The following is a 15,955-nucleotide window of genomic DNA, read 5'->3' as shown; positions in this document are numbered from 1 at the left end:
GCTCCCGACTCGCTGCGATCAGCGGAGCCTTGAATTATAGCACAGTTTTTAGCGTCGTTGCAATCAAATTTCTTTGATCTTTTCAACACCAGCGATCTGCATCGCCTCTCTTCAGCATAGCCTTGCATTGTAGCACGTTTTTTCAACCCGCCAACAACAAGAATCCTACCGCAGCAACCAGAGCATCAACTCCAACCACCGGATCAGGCCACCGAAGCAACCCTCTCATAAAAAAAGCCACCCTTGCGGGTGGCTTTTTTCTATCCTGGCGGAAACGGAGGGATTCGAACCCTCGATGAGGCTCTACACCCCATACTCCCTTAGCAGGGGAGCACCTTCGGCCACTCGGTCACGTTTCCGGAATGACGTTATTGTAACGTGCTTTTTTGCCGGTTTCGGCAAAACGATGATTTTATTCCGGCTTGTCGAGACCGAAGGCGGTGTGCAGGGCGCGCACGGCCAGCTCCAGGTACTTTTCGTCAATGACGACGGAGGTCTTGATCTCGGAGGTGGAGATCATCTGGATGTTCACGCCCTCTTGGCTCAGTGCACGGAACATGGTGGATGCCACGCCCACATGGCTGCGCATGCCGATGCCGACAATGCTGACCTTGGCGATGTTGGGGTTGCCGACGACTTCGGTGGCACCCAGGGCGGGCACGACCTTGTCGCGCAGCAGCTCCATGGCGCGCTGGTAGTCGCCCTGGCTGACGGTGAAGCTGAAGTCGGTTTTACCTTCCTTGCTGATGTTCTGGATGATCACATCGACTTCGATGTTGGCATCAGCCACCGGACCCAGGATGCCGTAGGCGATGCCGGGGGTGTCGGGCACGCCGAGAACGGAGATCTTGGCTTCGCCGCGGTTGAATGCGATGCCGGATACGACGGCCTTTTCCATTTTTTCGTCTTCCTCAAAAGTAATCAGCGTGCCGGAGGTGGATTCCTCCTCCAGGTCGATGTCCCAGGGCGTGAAGCTGGAGAGCACGCGCATGGGCACCTTGTACTTGCCGGCAAATTCCACCGAGCGGATCTGCAGCACCTTCGAGCCGAGGCTGGCCATTTCCAGCATTTCCTCGAAGCTCACTGTGTTCAGGCGCTTGGCGGCCTGCACCACGCGCGGGTCGGTGGTGTAGACGCCGTCCACGTCGGTATAGATAAGGCACTCGGCCGCCTTCAGCGCCGCAGCCACGGCCACGGCCGAGGTGTCGGAGCCGCCACGCCCCAGCGTGGTGACATGTCCGTTGGGATCAATGCCCTGGAAGCCCGTGATGATGACCACACGGCCGGCATCGAGTTCGGCGCGAACGCGCTTGTCGTCGATGGACTCGATGCGTGCCTTGGTGAAGCTGCTGTCGGTGCGCACGGGAACTTGCCAGCCCGAGAAGCTGATGGCTTCCACGCCTTCGGCCTGCAGCGCAATGGCCAGCAGTGCCGACGACGCCTGCTCGCCCGTGGAGGCCAGCATGTCGAGTTCACGGTAGTACGCCGTTTTGGCCGAGCCGGGAGCCAGCTCGCTGGCCAGACCCAGCAGACGGTTGGTTTCGCCACTCATGGCGCTGGGGACGACCACCATCTGGTGACCGGCACGAGCCCACTTGGCCACGCGCTTGGCAACGTTGCGGATGCGCTCTGTCGAGCCCATCGAGGTGCCGCCGTATTTATGAACGATCAGTGCCATTGGATATCAGGGTGACGAAACTGCTTGCCACGGCGCTGTACGACAGAGGGATGCTTGTGCAAGCCAGGATGTTCGAGAGGACTGCGCATGAAGCGAAATGTCCGCCCGGACCCGTCTTGCGCAAGCCGTTTGGTTTTGGCGCGCCGCCGGTTTTCGTACAAAGTTGGACCAAAACTCGTCAATTGTACCAATCGAGCACCGACCCCAGGCGCCGCACAAAACCCCGCCCCATCTTGAGATAGATGCGGTGGCCTCGCGTACGGCAAACGCCGATCTGCGCGAGCAGCTGATCGAGCTGCGCGGCACTGGGCGTGGTGGCATGCACGCTGCGCAGCCAGTGGCGCAGCACATTGGCCTGGCGCGCGGGGCTCAGCGCCTGCAAGGCGGTGATGCTGGGGGGGGTGCCGATGGCCGCCAGATCGGCCTGCGCCAACTCCTGCAGAAGTTCGGCCGCCTCGGCGCAATGCCGGCTGCTGCGCGCGAACGTGGCGCGAAACTGGGGAAAGGCCTGCTGCAGCGCGGGCAGCAACTGGGCGCGGATGCGATTGCGCGTATAGCGCGCGTCGGCATTGGTCGGGTCTTCCACCCACGCCTGGCCACGCGCCGCAAGCCAGTCACGCAGGACCTGGCCGGGCACATCAAGCAGCGGACGATGCCATTCGAGATCCGCCCTGCTCCACTGCGCCGGCATGGCAGCCAACCCGGCCACACCGGCGCCGCGAGACAGGGCCAGCAGCAGCGTCTCGACCTGGTCGTCCGCATGTTGCGCCAACGCCATGCTGCGAACGGGCGGCAAGGGCTCTCCGCCAGCGCCCTGCCCAGGCCAGGGTTCGCGGGCAGCCTCTATCAGCGTTGCGTAGCGCAACTGGCGTGCGGCGTCCTCGGGACTCTGGCCCGGCGCGTGGCGTGCGTCCACGCGGCGAATCTTCAAAGGAACGGCATGCTGAGCGCAGACTTTCTCGCACTGGCCGACAAAGGCATCGGCCGCCGACTGCAGACCGTGGTGCACATGGATGGCCACGACCTGGCCCGGCCAGCGCTCGGCGCAGGCCAGCAGCAGCGCCGTGGAGTCCGCACCGCCGCTGAAGGCCACGGCCAGCGGCAGTTGCGGCGCAAAGCGATGGATGGCCGCGTCCAAAGCGGCACCTGGCGCAGCATCTGGAGCGGCTGCCGGAACATTGCGCAGCGGGTCGGTGATCGGAATTTCCACAGGCTTGGATCAGAGGTATCAGGACGCGGGCCAGGGATTGGCGCAAAAAGCAAACGGCTCCCAGGGGGAGCCGTTCAGTGTGCCAGAGCGTGGCGCGGGCCTTCAGCGGTTGTCGGCCTTGGTATCGGCGAAGCGTCCGTAGCTTTGCAGGCGCTCGTAACGGCGGTCCTGCAGTTCCTTGGGCTTGAGGTCCGCCAGCTGGCGATACGCATCGCCCAGCGCGCGCTTGAGGAAGGCGGCCATTTGCTTGGGGTCGCGGTGGGCGCCGCCCACGGGCTCGTTGACGATCTTGTCCACCAGGCCCAGGGCCTTGAGGCGGTGGGCCGTGATGCCCATGGCATCGGCCGCGTCCTGGGCCTTTTCGCCGGTCTTCCAGAGGATGGAGGCGCAGCCTTCCGGGCTGATCACGGAGTAGACGGCGTATTGCAGCATCAGCACCTGGTCAGCGACAGCAATGGCCAGGGCGCCGCCCGATCCACCTTCACCGATGACGGTGGTGATGATGGGGGTCTGCAGCTGGGCCATTTCGTAGATGTTGCGGCCGATGGCTTCGGACTGGCCGCGCTCTTCGGCTTCGATGCCGGGGAAGGCGCCAGGCGTGTCCACGAAGGTGAAGACCGGCAGGCCGAACTTTTCGGCCGTCTTCATGAGGCGCAGGGCCTTGCGGTAGCCCTCGGGGCGCGTCATGCCGAAGTTGCGCAGCGTGCGCTCCTTGGTGTCGCGGCCCTTCTGGTGGCCGATGACCATGCAGGAAATGCCATTGAAGCGCGCCAGCCCGCCCACGATGGACTGGTCGTCGGCAAAGTGCCGGTCGCCGTGCATCTCGATGAAGTCGGTGAAGCAGTCGCGCACATAGTCCAGCGTGTAGGGACGCTCGGTATGGCGCGCGATCTTGGTGATCTGCCAGGGCGAGAGGTCGCTGTAGATGTCCTTGGTCAGCTGCAGGCTTTTTTTGCTGAGCTGCTCGATCTCTTCCGAGATATCGACTGCGCTTTCGGTCTGCACGTAGCGCAGTTCCTCGATTTTGGATTCGAGCTCGGCGATGGGCTGCTCAAAATCCAGAAAGTTCTTTTTCGCCAACTTGTTTCTCCTTGTCCCAGCCAGGCACGGTGCATGCGTTCCGGCCGGAAAACGGGGGTTGATCGGGTGTGATCGGTTTGTCTTCAGGCTGCAGGCTGCGGTTCGAGCGAGCGCCAAATATACCAAGTCGCCACGGTGCACCACGGCTTCCAGGCCTCGGCAACCTCACGCGCCTCGCTGCGGCTGACGGGGTCGCCTGAAAAATAGTTCTGGCTGATGCCCGAGATCAGGCCTGCATCGTCCAGCGGCAGCACATTGGGCCGCTGCAGGTAGAAGATGAGGAACATCTCGGCGGTCCAGCGGCCCACGCCGCGGATGGACATGAGCTCGGCCACGATGGCTTCGTCACTCATGCCCTGCCAGTCGTCCTGGTGCAGGCGGTGCTCGGTGAAGTGCATGGCCAGGTCCACCAGGTAGTCCACCTTGCGGGCAGACAGGCCCACGGCGCGCATGTCGTCCACCTTGAGCTTGAGCACCAGGTCAGGCGCCATGCGGGCGGGCAGGCGCGCGAACTTGTTCCACAGCGTCTGCGCAGCCTTCATCGAGATCTGCTGGCCCACGATGGAGCGCGCCAGCGTGGCGAAGGCATCGCCGCCGGGCTGCAAGGCCAGGTGGGCAAAGCGCGGGATCAGGCGCTTCATCACGCGATCGCGCCGCACCAGCTGGCGGCAGGCCTCGGCCCAGTAGGCCGGGGCACCCTCGGGCGGTGCGGGCAGGGATATCTTGGCCTTGGGAGCGGAGGCAGCGGCAGCGGCTGCCGCAGGCGCCGATCCTGCGCGCGCGCCCAGCGTCACCATCGGCAGCGGGGCCGGTTGCTGTTCGGGCACGGGCAGATCGGCCACCAACGGCAACTGCTCGAAATCCATGGTGTCCAGGGGTTTGGCGGAGGCCATCAAAGCACCTCCCCGCACCTGGCGCGGCACATCTGGCAAGGCATACGGATCAGCCCTTTGCGGCTGCCTCCCAGGTCGTGCCTGCGGGGGAGTCCTTGAGCACGATGCCCTGTTCCAGCAGCGCCTTGCGGATGCGGTCGGCCTCGGCCCAGTCCTTGGCCGCCTTGGCGGCTGCGCGTGCGGCAATCTGCGCCTCGATGGCACCGGCATCCATCTCCGAAGTGCCCGCCTGCAGGAAGGCCTGCGGGTCGCCCTGCAGCAGCCCCAGGCAGCCGGCCAATGCCTTGAGCAGGCCCGCCGTCTCGGCACTCTTGCTGCGGTTGACTTCGGCAGCCAGCTCGAACAGCACGGCCACGGCCTCGGGCGTGCCGAAGTCCTCGTCCATGGCCGCCTTGAAGCGTGCGGCAGCGGGATGATTCCAGTCGATGGCAACCTCGGCGGGCGCGACCAGGCTCAGCGCCGTGTACAGGCGCTTGAGTGCGCCGCGTGCGTCGTTCAGGTGCACGTCGCTGTAGTTCAGCGGGCTGCGGTAGTGGCTGCGCACGACGAAGAAGCGCACGGTCTCGGCGTCGTACTCCTTGAGCACGTCGCGGATGGTGAAGAAGTTGCCCAGCGACTTGGACATCTTCTCGTTGTCCACGTTGATGAAGCCGTTGTGCATCCAGACCTGCGAGAACGGCTTGCCGGTCGCGCCTTCGCTCTGGGCGATCTCGTTTTCGTGATGCGGGAACTGCAGGTCGGCACCGCCGCCGTGGATGTCGAAGCTCTCGCCCAGCATCTCGCAGCCCATGGCCGAGCACTCGATGTGCCAGCCGGGACGGCCCACGCCCCAGGGGCTGGCCCACTTGACCTCTTCCGGCTCGGCGGGCTTGGCGCTTTTCCACAGCACGAAGTCCAGCGGATCCTGCTTGCCGTCCTGCACGGCCACGCGTTCGCCGGCCTGCAATTCGTCCAGCGACTTGCCCGACAGCTTGCCGTAGCCGGGGAATTTGCGCACGGCGAAGTTCACGTCGCCATCCGTGCCCTGATAGGCCAAGCCCTTGTCCTGCAGACGGCCGATCATGGACAGCATCTGCGGCACGTATTCGGTGGCGCGCGGCTCATGCGTGGGGCGCTCGATGCCCAGGGCGTCGGCGTCCTGGTGCAGGGCGTCGATCATGCGGTCGGTCAGCGAGCGGATGGTCTCGCCGTTCTCGACGGCGCGACGGATGATCTTGTCATCGATGTCGGTGATGTTGCGCACATAGGTCACGCGATGGCCGCTGGCACGCAGCCAGCGCTGCACCACATCGAAAGCGACCATGGAGCGTGCGTGTCCCAGGTGACACAGGTCGTACACGGTCATGCCGCACACATACATGCGCACATGGCCCGGTTCGATTGGCGAAAACGCTTCCAATGCACGCGACAGCGTGTTGTAGATACGCAAACTCATGGATGTTTATCAGGGGAGAAAGGGTCGCTGCAGGGGGCGCGTCCCACGCGCCGCCGGACCCTTGGCGCCGATGCAGGCATTGCTCAGCAGGGAGCAGGAGCGGCAGGCGCAGAGCCCGTGTGACCCAGCACACCCCTCAGCTACAATTGACCGCAGTATAAGCCCGCGCCGCGGGGCATTCCCCCGAGGCCCCGAAAGCACCTACATGCCTCTACGCAACTCGTTTCGCTCCGCCCTGCGCCTCGCGGCACTGGCGGCCCTGCTCGCAACAGGCCACGCCCACGCCGACGACTATACGGAAGTGAATCAGTTGCTGCGCAACGGCAAGAGCACCCAGGCGCTGGCACGCGCCGATGCCTATCTGGCCAAGAACGCACGCGACCCGCAGATGCGCTTTCTCAAGGCGGTTGCACTGACCGACAGCGGCAAGACAGACGAGGCCATCGCCGCGCTGAACCAGCTCATCGAGGATTACCCCGAGCTGCCCGAGCCCTACAACAATCTGGCGGTCATCTATGCTGGCCAGAACCAGCTCGACAAGGCGCGCTCCGCGCTCGAATCCGCCGTGCGCAACAACCCCAACTACGGCGTCGCCTACGAGAACCTGGGCGACATCCATGCCCGCCTGGCCTACGAGGCCTACTCCAAGGCGCAAGGCCTGGATGGCCGCGCGGCCAGCGTGCGCCCCAAGCTCAAGCTGCTGCGCGACCTGCTGGCACCCGTCACCGCCGCCAAGTAGGCCCCGGCCCACGCGCGCAGCCCTTGCGCCAGCGCGCGTGCGGCGGTCGATCGGGTCTTGCCATGCCTGGCGCGCACCCGCAGGAACCTGCCCGGTTTTCCCCACTCCATCCCCCAGCCCTTTGGCTTTCACAGGAGATTCGCATGACCACACGCCGCATTGCGTCGCTTTCCCTGGCCGGCATGGCCCTGGCCGCTTCCCTTTTCACCGCCCTGCCCGCCATGGCGCAGAACGCCACGCCCAAGGTGCAGATCAAGACCAGCATGGGCGACATCGTGCTGGAGCTGAACGAAGCCAAGGCACCCAAGACCGTGGCCAACTTCATGCAGTACGTGCGCGACAAGCACTATGACGGCACGGTGTTCCACCGCGTGATGGACGGCTTCATGATCCAGGGCGGCGGCATGGATGCCAGCCTCAAGGAAAAGCCCACGCGCGCGCCGATTCCGCTGGAAGCGGGCAACGGCCTCAAGAATGACCGGGGCACCATCGCCATGGCGCGCACGGGCAACCCCAACTCGGCCACCTCGCAGTTCTTCATCAACGTGGTGAACAACGACATGCTCAACGCGCCCAAGCCCGATGGACACGGCTACGCCGTCTTCGGCCGCGTGGTCCAGGGCATGGACGTGGTGGACAAAATCCGCACGGTGGCCACGGGCAACCAGGGCATGCACCAGAATGTACCCACCAAGCCGGTGACCATCCTCTCGGCCACCGAAGTCAAGTAAACCGCGCGCCGCGCCTTGCGTGGCACGCCCTTCCCCTCCATCCAACAAGGAATCGCCATGAGCAATCCCCAAGTCGAACTCCACATCGCCGACCACGGCGTCATCACCATCGAACTCGACGCCGCCAAGGCCCCGAAGAGCGCAGAGAACTTCCTGGCCTATGTGAACAAGGGCCACTACAACAACACCATCTTCCATCGCATCATCGATGGCTTCATGATCCAGGGCGGCGGCTTCGAGCCCGGCATGAAGCAAAAGGAGACGGACGCTCCCATCGAGAACGAGGCCAAGAACGGCCTGAAGAACGACAAGTACACCCTGGCCATGGCCCGTACCGGCGACCCGCACTCGGCCACCGCCCAGTTCTTCATCAACGTGGCCGACAACGGCTTCCTGAACCACACCTCGCCCAGCGCACAGGGCTGGGGCTATGCCGTGTTCGGCAAGGTGGTCAAGGGCACCGAGATCGTGGACAAGCTGCGTGGCGTGAAGACCGGCCGCAACGGCGGCCACCAGGACGTGCCCAAGGATGACGTGATCATCGAAAAGGCCGTGGCCCTGTAATCAGGCGCTTCCGCACACTCGGCGGCCGTGCCCTTTGGGGTCCGGCCGCCCTGTTGTCCATGCGCATGGCACCAGGCCGTGCGCATGGACAACAGACCCGCTCCAGAGCCGTCCCAAGGCTCCTACAGCCCTTCATGCAGCGCCCTTGCCGGGTGCCCCGTCCCATGGCCCAGACCGCCGCGCCCCGCCCTCTTCCCGTGCCGCCCATTGCGGCCGAGTGGACACTGCCTGCGGGCTGGCGCACGCTGGAGTTCATCTCGGACCTGCACCTGCAGGCCAGCGAGCCCGCCACCGTGCAGGCCTTCCTGAACTACCTGGCCGCCACGCGGGCCGATGCCGTCTTTCTGCTGGGCGACCTGTTCGAGGTCTGGGTGGGTGACGACGCCCTGCTAGAGCCGGGCAGCTTCGAGGCCGAATGCGCCACCGCCATGCGCGCGGCAGCCACCCGCACGCCGCTGTTCTTCATGCAGGGCAACCGCGACTTCCTGACCGGCGCGCAGTTCGATGCGCTGTGCGGCACGACCACGCTGACCGATCCCACCGTGCTTGACTGCGGCGACCAGCGCATCCTGCTCAGCCATGGCGATGCCCTGTGCCTGGACGATGTGGACTACCAGCGCTTTCGCGCCATGGCCCGCTCGGCGGCCTGGCAGGCCGGCTTCCTGGCCCAGCCGCTGCAGGTGCGCCGCGACCAGGCACGCGGCATTCGGCAGGAGAGCGAATCGCGCAAGCGGGAATCGGACGGCCATGGCGCCGCCATGCCCACCTATGCCGACCTTGACGCGCAGGCCACGCGCAGCTGGCTGCGTGCCGCAGGTGCCACCGCCCTGATCCACGGCCACACGCACCGCCCGGCCGACCATGACCTGGGCGATGGCCTGCGGCGCATCGTGCTCAGCGACTGGGATCTGGCGGCGCCCGTGCCCCGCGCCGAGGTGCTGCGCTGGGAGCGCGGCATGGGCCTGCGGCGCCTGCCACTGTCCGACGTTCTTGAACAGGCCAGCCCGCCATGAGCCTTTGGCAACAACTGGGCCGCTGGGTCCGCAGACTGGGCCGCCGCGCACGCTCCACGGTGTCGCCGGTGCCCGAGATTCCTGCGCCGCTGTGGCTGTCCACGCTGGCCGCCTACCCTTTTCTCGCGTCGCTGACGCTGGAGGAGCAATCCAAGCTGCGCGCCCTGGCCGCCGTCTTCCTGCAGCGCAAGCGCTTCCACGGCGCGCACGGCCTGCAAGTGAGCGATGCCATGGCGCTGGAGATTGCCGCCCAGGCCTGCCTGCCCCTGCTGCACTGGGGCGAGCCGCAGGGCGCGCTGTCCTGGTATGACGACTTTGTCGGCATCGTGGTGCACCCGGGCGATGCCGTGGCGCGGCGCCAGAGCATGGACGAGGCCGGCGTCATCCACGACTACGACGAAGTGATCATGGGCGAGGCCATGCATGGCGGCCCCGTCATGCTCAGTTGGCAGGCCATTGGCGCAGGCCGCGGGCCGCATGCCAGCCACCACGGTCACGGCGGCCAGGTAGCCAACGTGGTGATCCATGAATTCGCCCACAAGATCGACATGCGCAACGGCGGTGCCGACGGCTGCCCGCCCCTGCCGCCGGGCTTCATGGGCAGCAGCTCCGCGCGCCAGGCCCGCGAGATATGGCAGGCCGCCTGGGCACCGGCCTACGACGCCTTCCGTGAGCAGATCACCATCGCCGAGCGCTTTGGTGGCGAATGGCCCTGGCTGGACGGCTATGGCGCCACGGCGCCCGCCGAATTCTTCGCCGTGGCCTGCGAGGCCTTCTTCGTGGACCGCGCCCGCTTTGCCCTGGAATTTCCCACGCTGGCGCCGCTGCTGGCTGCGCTCTTCAAGCCGGCCACCAGTCAATCCTGATCGGAGCAAACCTCCTTCAGGGCCTGGGCGAACAGGCGCTGCTCCTCGTACTGCCCGCCCGCCTTGCGCTCGAACAGGGTGATGGGCGGAAGGGTCCAGCCAAAACGGTGGCGCACGATGCCCACGCCCGCGATGCGCACCAGCTCCTCGGCAATGTCGGCCGGCACGATGGACACGGCCCGCTCATTGGCCGCCACCAGTTCGCCGATCACCTTGGCCGAGAGCGTTTCCACAAACGGCGGCGGCGGCTCCACGCCCGCGCGCAGAAAAAAGTCGGTGATCTGCTCGCGCATGGGCGTGCGGCGCTGGCCCAGCACCCAGTCAAGCCCCGTGAGTTCGGCCCATTGCAGAGGTCGGCGCCCCAGCCGCGTGGCCAGGCTGCGGTGGGCGATCAGGCGAGGCTCCTGCTCATAAAGCACGCTGTGCCGTATGCCGCTCATGTCCAGCACAGCCGAGGCGCGGCCAATCACACAGTCCAGCTCATGTGCGCGCAACTTTTGCAGCAGGCGGTCGCTGGTGTCCTCATGCAGCGTGACCGTGATGCGCCGGCCTTGCGGCCGCGTCCTGCCGATAGCATCGGCCAGCATGCGCGCCGGCAAGAAGGGGATGACACCCACCTGCAGGTGCGCCGCACGCTGCTGCCCCACGGCCTCGATGTCGTGGGCCCAATGGTCCAGATCGGCCAGCATGCCCCGGGCGCGCGCCAGCACCAGCGCGCCCAGCTCCGTTGGCTCCATGCCGCGCGCAGAACGCAGGAACAGCGGCGCGCCGAACAATGACTCCAGCTCGGCCAGGGCCTGGGTCACGGCGGGCTGGCTGGTGGCCATGCGCTCGGCCACGCGGGTCAGCGTGCCCAGCTCGCTGATGGAGCGCAGCAGCAGCAAATGCTTCATCTTCAGGCGCGTGGCCATGCGGTGGGCCAGTTGGGCAGCGGTCGATGCAGTGCGGTTTTGCGGCATGGATTCAGGCGTGGCGCGTCATAAGCAAAACCATATTGAACAATAAAAACAAACGAATTTCTGCTTATGCACGCGTTCCAGAATTCCTGCGTCTTGCGCACCCAAAACGAAAGGACCAGGCAGACCATGGATGGCATGTTTTTCATCATCGCGCTGGGCGCGGCGGCGGCCGGATTCGTGCAGGGCCTGTCGGGCTTTGCCTTCGGCATGGTGGCCATGTCGTTCTGGGCATGGGTGCTGGAGCCGCGCGATGCGGCCGTGCTCACCGTCTTCGGCTCGCTGCTGGGCCAGGTGCTGTCGGCCATCACCGTGCGGCGCGGGTTTGCGCTGGCAAAGCTGCTGCCCTTCATCCTGGGCGGTCTTGCCGGCATTCCGCTGGGCGTCTTGCTGCTGCCGCACCTGGACATGGCCTGGTTCAAGGCCCTGCTGGGCGGCATGCTGGTGCTGTGGTGCCCAGTGATGCTGCTGTCGGCCCGGCTGCCCAGGCTGGCGCGCGGCGGCCGCCTGGCCGATGGTGCCGTGGGCCTGGCGGGCGGCGTGATGGGCGGACTGGGCGGCTTCACGGGCACGCTGCCCACGCTGTGGTGCACGCTGCGCGGCTACCCCAAGGATGAGCAGCGCTCGGTCATCCAGAACTTCAACCTGTCCATGCTGGCCGTGACCATGGCCACCTACCTGGGCACCGGCATGGTCACGCGCAGCATGCTGCCGCTGTTCGCCATCGTGGCGCCGGCCATGCTCATTCCATCGCTGCTGGGCTCCAGGCTCTATATCGGCATCAGCGAGGCGCGGTTCCGGCAGATCGTGCTGGGCCTGCTGTGCCTGTCCGGCGTGGCGCTGCTGGCGTCTTCCGTGCCCGTACTTTTGCAGCGCGCGGCCTGAGCGCGCCGCGCGCCGACACTCCATCGGCTAACGGCAGTCAACTATGTGAACCTCTGGCACACGCCGCGCTATGCTTAATCGTATATTACGAACTGCACCAGCCCATCCATGAGAGGCCTTCCGATGTTGACGCCCCCCTTCAAACTCAGCGCAGGCGGCATGGCCGCCCTGGGCGCCGCCGTGTCGGCCGGCGCGTTGCAGTCCGGGGACGGCCAGTGCTGCGGGCACGACCATGTCCGCGAAGAGCATGGCGGCGCAGCGCACGCCCAGGCGCGCACCCGGCTCTACCAGCTGGACACGCATCTGCACTGCTCGGTGATAGGCACCTGCCTGAGCCCGGCCGAGCTGCGCAAGCTGATGGGCCGGCACATGGATATCAAGGGCAAGACCGACCTGGAACTGCACCACCAGGCCGTGGGCCTGGCGCATGAGAACGGCGACCTGTCCAAGGCCATCCACAAGGCGCTGGACCAGCGCCATGCCGCCGTGATCAAGGGCTTTGCCGCCGCCCAGGACGAGGCTGCACTGGAGGCCGCGTGGAAGCAGGCCTGGCAGCAGGGCGAGATTCCGGGCGCCTACTGGGCCCTGCTCACGCACAAGTGCACCAGCTTTGCGCTGCGGCAAATGGCCTTTGGCGAGGTGCACATGCTGTCGCACCTGATGGGATCGGCCAACCGGCATGAACTCAAGCGCTTCGTGGCACTGGAAAAGGAAAACCTGGAACTGCAGGACAAGCTGGAACGCGAACGCCAGCGCCACCACCAATCCCAGCTCGAACGTGATGCGCTGGCCGGCCAGTTGCGCCAGCAGTCCCTGGACTTCGAAGCCCGCCTGTCGCAACTCAGGACAGGGACAGCCCCTGGAGGCGAGACCCGCCCCGCCGATGCCGGCGCCCTGGTGGGCATGCACACCGAACGGCGCGAGCGTGCAGAACGCGCTGCCGAACAGGCCTGGGCCGAGGCTGGCCGCCTGCAGCAGATGGCCGAGCAATTGCAGCAGCGCGTGCAATGGCTGGCCGAGGAACTGGCCGCCGCCGAAAAGGAACTGCATCGCGCCGCCACCCAGCCCCAGGCCCCTGATGCCGCGCAGCAGCAGGCGCTGCAGGGCCGCAAGCTTCTCTACGTGGGCGGGCGCCCCAGCTCCACCCCTGCCATACGCGACCATGTGCAACGCCATGGCGGCGAGTTCCTGCATCACGACGGCGGGTTGGAGACGCGCAAGGGCCTGCTGGCCGCACAGCTGCCGTGCGTCGATCTGGTGGTGTTCCCCGTGGACTGCGTGGACCATGATTCCGTGGTCAACCTCAAGCGCCTCAGCGAGCGGCATGGCGTGCCCTTCATCGCGCTGCGCACGGCCAGCCTGGCCAGCTTCGCGGCCACCGTGGCACGCGAGTTGGCACCGCCCGACGCGGGAACCCGCACCACCAGCGCATCACACTTTTGCCTGCGCCACGGTTGATGGTGCCGCATGGCGCGGGCCCAGCGCCGGGCCTTGTGTTTTCAGGATTACATCAGTACCTCAGTACCGCGCATCGGCCGGCTTCTTGTCCTTGGGCCAGTCCTTGTGCTTGTTGGCAAAGTCCGGGCGCGGCTGGTGGCTGAAGTACTCGGCCACGTCCACGGCCTCCTGGTCGCTGAGGCCGCCCTGGCCCAGCGGGAAGTTGCCATGGAAGGCGATGGGCATGTTGCGCTTGACGAAGGCCGCTGCCGTGTAGGTGCGCGCCATGCCCGCGCCGATGTTGAAGGACTCATCACCCCACAGCGGCGGATAGACCCACTGGCCCTTGGCATTCTTCACGCCCTCGCCCTCGCCGCCATGGCAGACCGCGCACTGGGCCGCATAGACCTTCTTGCCGTTGTCCACGTTAGGCACAATGGACTGGCTGATCTTGCCCACGCCCCGGCCTTCGACCTTGTCTTCGGGTTTGGTTTCGCGGCGCATCCAGTCGAAGTAGGCCACCATGGCCTTGATCTCGTCGGACTCCAGCGGCAGAGGCTTGCCGTTCATGGAGCGCAGGAAGCAGCCATTGATGCGGTCCTCCAGCGTGATGACGCGGCCCGCGCGCGGCGCATAGCCGGGGAAGAAGGCCGAGACACCGATATAGGGCGAACCATCGGCCACCGTGCCCGCGTTCAGGTGGCAGCTGGCGCAGTTCAGCGCATTGCCCACATTCCTGGGCAGCAGGTCACGCGTCTCTATGTTCAGGCGGGCGCCGTAGACCAGTTGCTTCGCGTTGGATTCGTCCAGCATGGCGGCCAGGCGCGGCGTCTCGAACGGGCGCGCGCTTTCGCCCTTGGCATCGAGCTGCTTGCGCATGGATTGCACCTCCCTGGCATGGATCTCGCGCGCATCGGCACGGCCCCAGCTCTTGCGGGCGAAGTTGAGGATGTCGGCGATCTCCGCATCCTTGAGCTGTGCGAAGGCCGGCATGGTCAGCGGCCGCGCATGGCTTTGCGTGACGGGCGCCTTCCAGCCCACCAGCATCAGATGGATCAGGGTGGACGGGTCCTGCGACTGCAGCGAGAAATTGCCGGCCAGTGGCGGGAACACGTCCTTCACGCCACCGCCATCGGCACGGTGGCAGTCGGCGCAGAACTGCAGATAGCCCAGGCCGCCGCGGCTGGCGTAGAGATCGGCAGGCACGTCGGAAGACACTGCCGACGTGGCGGACGGCGCATGCCCGGAGGCCTGCGACGCCGGATGCGGGGCGATGACCGGCCCCGGCCCCTGGGCCACCTGCATGGGCAGATCGTTCTTGCCTGCGGGCAGCGACTTCAGATAAGTGCCAATGGCCAGCAGGTCCTCATCGCTCATGTACTGCGTGCTGTGCTGCACCACATCGACCATGTTGCCGGAGACCGTGCCGTGGCTGTTGCGCCCGGTCTTGAGCAACTGGGCGGTTTCCTCGGGTGTCCACAGATTGCGCAGGCTCAGCGCGCGCCAGTTCTCCACGGTCTCGCCGGCCAGGAAATACTCGCCCTTGCTACCCTCGCCGGTCATGGTCTTTTCCTGGAAGCCCACGCCGCGCGGCGTATGGCAGGCGCCGCAGTGGCCCAGGCCCTGCACCAGGTAGGCACCCCGGTTCCACTGGGCAGTTTGCTGCGGCTGGGGCTGGAAGGGCGTGTCATCCAGAAACACCCAGTTCCACAGCGCCAGGCCCCAGCGCTGGTTGAAGGGAAAGCCCAGGTCGGACTCCTTGTTGGCCGCCTTCACGGGCGCCACGCCCTGCAGCAGATAGGCGTACAGGGCCTGCATGTCCTCGGCCGTCATCTTGGCGTAGGAGGGATAGGGCATGGCCGGGTACATGTTGCGGCCATCGGCCGCGACGCCCTTGCGCATGGCGCGGTCGAACTGCTCGAAGCTGTATTTGCCCATGCCCGTATCGGCGTCGGGCGAGATATTGGTGGAATAGATCTTGCCGAATGGCGTCTCCAGCGCCAGCCCACCACCCATGGGCTGGGATTTATTGCCGGTGTGGCAGGCAACGCAATCTCCCAGGCGTGCGATATATCGGCCGCGATCAACCAGGGTTCTTTGCTCCGTCGTCAGGTCCGCTGCGTAATCGGCAGGCAGGTCATCAATGATTTGTGGCATTTGCGCATGGTCCACTCCGGGCGCCGGCGCCGAAATGGCCAGTTGCCAGGCGGCGGCCGAGAGCGCGGCTACGCACAGCAGGCCTTGCTTGAGCGAGAGTTTCATCGTCTTCGATCCACTGAAATGAATTATTATTGAAAGAGGCAAAAACGGATATTGACGAGATATTCAACCCAACGCCTGCAGCCATTGCAGCAAATTATCATCTCTTTGCGCAATATCTTCTTATATATACGAATTCTAGTGGTATCCACCTATTTTTTCCATGCAAGCCGACGAAAACGATAAGCCAATAGCGCATTTAACGCGGG

14 protein-coding genes and 1 tRNA gene are annotated in these 15,955 nt (G+C 65.6%); 7 read left to right on the top strand and 8 right to left on the bottom strand.

The window, feature by feature from the left end; all coding sequences use genetic code 11:
* Positions 1–266: 266 nt before the first annotated feature.
* From ACUTR7_RS28390 to cysS, 6 genes are all read right to left on the bottom strand, one after another.
* A tRNA-Ser gene (locus ACUTR7_RS28390) sits at positions 267–359 on the bottom strand.
* Between the two features lie 53 nt (positions 360–412).
* The gene (locus ACUTR7_RS28385) at positions 413–1,678 is read right to left on the bottom strand and encodes an aspartate kinase (protein ID WP_012204430.1); all 1,266 of its coding nucleotides are present in this window, start codon (positions 1,676–1,678) and stop codon (positions 413–415) included.
* Between the two features lie 178 nt (positions 1,679–1,856).
* Positions 1,857–2,864, bottom strand: coding sequence for a tRNA lysidine(34) synthetase TilS (gene tilS, locus ACUTR7_RS28380; protein ID WP_445610340.1), 1,008 nt, complete (start codon positions 2,862–2,864; stop codon positions 1,857–1,859).
* A 126-nt stretch (positions 2,865–2,990) separates the two neighbouring features.
* Complete coding sequence (locus tag ACUTR7_RS28375) at positions 2,991–3,968, bottom strand: acetyl-CoA carboxylase carboxyltransferase subunit alpha (protein WP_012204428.1); 978 nt, start codon at positions 3,966–3,968, stop codon at positions 2,991–2,993.
* Between the two features lie 83 nt (positions 3,969–4,051).
* A complete protein-coding gene (locus ACUTR7_RS28370; protein WP_034391589.1) occupies positions 4,052–4,861 on the bottom strand; it encodes a DNA-3-methyladenine glycosylase family protein in 810 nt (269 codons plus the stop codon).
* A 49-nt stretch (positions 4,862–4,910) separates the two neighbouring features.
* Entirely contained in the window at positions 4,911–6,296 is a 1,386-nt protein-coding gene (gene cysS, locus ACUTR7_RS28365; protein ID WP_013803373.1) for a cysteine--tRNA ligase, read from the bottom strand.
* A gap of 205 nt (positions 6,297–6,501) precedes the next feature.
* Here cysS and ACUTR7_RS28360 point away from each other — a divergent pair, with 205 nt between their 5' ends.
* From ACUTR7_RS28360 to ACUTR7_RS28340, 5 genes are all read left to right on the top strand, one after another.
* Positions 6,502–7,035, top strand: a complete 534-nt coding sequence (locus ACUTR7_RS28360; RefSeq protein ID WP_013803374.1) for a tetratricopeptide repeat protein — start codon at positions 6,502–6,504, stop codon at positions 7,033–7,035.
* 143 nt (positions 7,036–7,178) lie between these two features.
* The gene (locus ACUTR7_RS28355; RefSeq protein WP_445610339.1) at positions 7,179–7,766 is read left to right on the top strand and encodes a peptidylprolyl isomerase; all 588 of its coding nucleotides are present in this window, start codon (positions 7,179–7,181) and stop codon (positions 7,764–7,766) included.
* Between the two features lie 57 nt (positions 7,767–7,823).
* A complete protein-coding gene (locus tag ACUTR7_RS28350; protein ID WP_013803376.1) occupies positions 7,824–8,330 on the top strand; it encodes a peptidylprolyl isomerase in 507 nt (168 codons plus the stop codon).
* Positions 8,331–8,494: 164 nt separating this feature from the next.
* Positions 8,495–9,343, top strand: coding sequence for a UDP-2,3-diacylglucosamine diphosphatase (locus ACUTR7_RS28345; RefSeq protein ID WP_445610338.1), 849 nt, complete (start codon positions 8,495–8,497; stop codon positions 9,341–9,343).
* Entirely contained in the window at positions 9,340–10,209 is an 870-nt protein-coding gene (locus tag ACUTR7_RS28340) for a M90 family metallopeptidase (protein WP_445610337.1), read from the top strand. Before ACUTR7_RS28345 ends, ACUTR7_RS28340 begins: the two co-directional genes overlap by 4 nt.
* On the opposite strand, the gene ACUTR7_RS28335 is transcribed toward ACUTR7_RS28340, so the two are convergent.
* Positions 10,200–11,168 (bottom strand): LysR family transcriptional regulator, encoded by a 969-nt coding sequence (locus ACUTR7_RS28335; RefSeq protein WP_013803379.1) that lies wholly within the window; start codon positions 11,166–11,168, stop codon positions 10,200–10,202. The two genes, ACUTR7_RS28340 and ACUTR7_RS28335, sit on opposite strands and share 10 nt — an antisense overlap.
* Before the next feature lie 126 nt (positions 11,169–11,294).
* Between ACUTR7_RS28335 and ACUTR7_RS28330 the strand changes: the two genes are divergently transcribed.
* Entirely contained in the window at positions 11,295–12,050 is a 756-nt protein-coding gene (locus tag ACUTR7_RS28330) for a sulfite exporter TauE/SafE family protein (protein WP_242699187.1), read from the top strand.
* 123 nt (positions 12,051–12,173) lie between these two features.
* On the top strand, positions 12,174–13,508 hold the full coding sequence (locus ACUTR7_RS28325; RefSeq protein WP_445610336.1) for a DUF2325 domain-containing protein: 1,335 nt from the start codon (positions 12,174–12,176) through the stop codon (positions 13,506–13,508).
* 60 nt (positions 13,509–13,568) lie between these two features.
* Here ACUTR7_RS28325 and ACUTR7_RS28320 read toward each other — a convergent pair whose 3' ends face one another.
* Entirely contained in the window at positions 13,569–15,749 is a 2,181-nt protein-coding gene (locus tag ACUTR7_RS28320) for a c-type cytochrome (RefSeq protein ID WP_445610335.1), read from the bottom strand.
* Positions 15,750–15,955 lie beyond the last annotated feature (206 nt).

The organism is Delftia sp. NA_296.1 (assembly GCF_052692095.1).
Note: the sequence above shows the minus strand (reverse complement) of the source record. Positions and strands in the feature narration are given on the sequence as shown.

Coding starts and splice junctions, on each gene's coding strand:
- ACUTR7_RS28330 (WP_242699187.1), top strand. CDS start 11,295: ATGGATGGCATGTTTTTCATCATCGCGCTGGGCGCGGCGGCGGCCGGA.
- ACUTR7_RS28345 (WP_445610338.1), top strand. CDS start 8,495: ATGGCCCAGACCGCCGCGCCCCGCCCTCTTCCCGTGCCGCCCATTGCG.
- ACUTR7_RS28325 (WP_445610336.1), top strand. CDS start 12,174: ATGTTGACGCCCCCCTTCAAACTCAGCGCAGGCGGCATGGCCGCCCTG.
- ACUTR7_RS28355 (WP_445610339.1), top strand. CDS start 7,179: ATGACCACACGCCGCATTGCGTCGCTTTCCCTGGCCGGCATGGCCCTG.
- ACUTR7_RS28360 (WP_013803374.1), top strand. CDS start 6,502: ATGCCTCTACGCAACTCGTTTCGCTCCGCCCTGCGCCTCGCGGCACTG.
- ACUTR7_RS28340 (WP_445610337.1), top strand. CDS start 9,340: ATGAGCCTTTGGCAACAACTGGGCCGCTGGGTCCGCAGACTGGGCCGC.
- ACUTR7_RS28385 (WP_012204430.1), bottom strand. CDS start 1,678: ATGGCACTGATCGTTCATAAATACGGCGGCACCTCGATGGGCTCGACA.
- ACUTR7_RS28370 (WP_034391589.1), bottom strand. CDS start 4,861: ATGGCCTCCGCCAAACCCCTGGACACCATGGATTTCGAGCAGTTGCCG.
- cysS (WP_013803373.1), bottom strand. CDS start 6,296: ATGAGTTTGCGTATCTACAACACGCTGTCGCGTGCATTGGAAGCGTTT.
- ACUTR7_RS28320 (WP_445610335.1), bottom strand. CDS start 15,749: ATGAAACTCTCGCTCAAGCAAGGCCTGCTGTGCGTAGCCGCGCTCTCG.
- ACUTR7_RS28350 (WP_013803376.1), top strand. CDS start 7,824: ATGAGCAATCCCCAAGTCGAACTCCACATCGCCGACCACGGCGTCATC.
- ACUTR7_RS28335 (WP_013803379.1), bottom strand. CDS start 11,168: ATGCCGCAAAACCGCACTGCATCGACCGCTGCCCAACTGGCCCACCGC.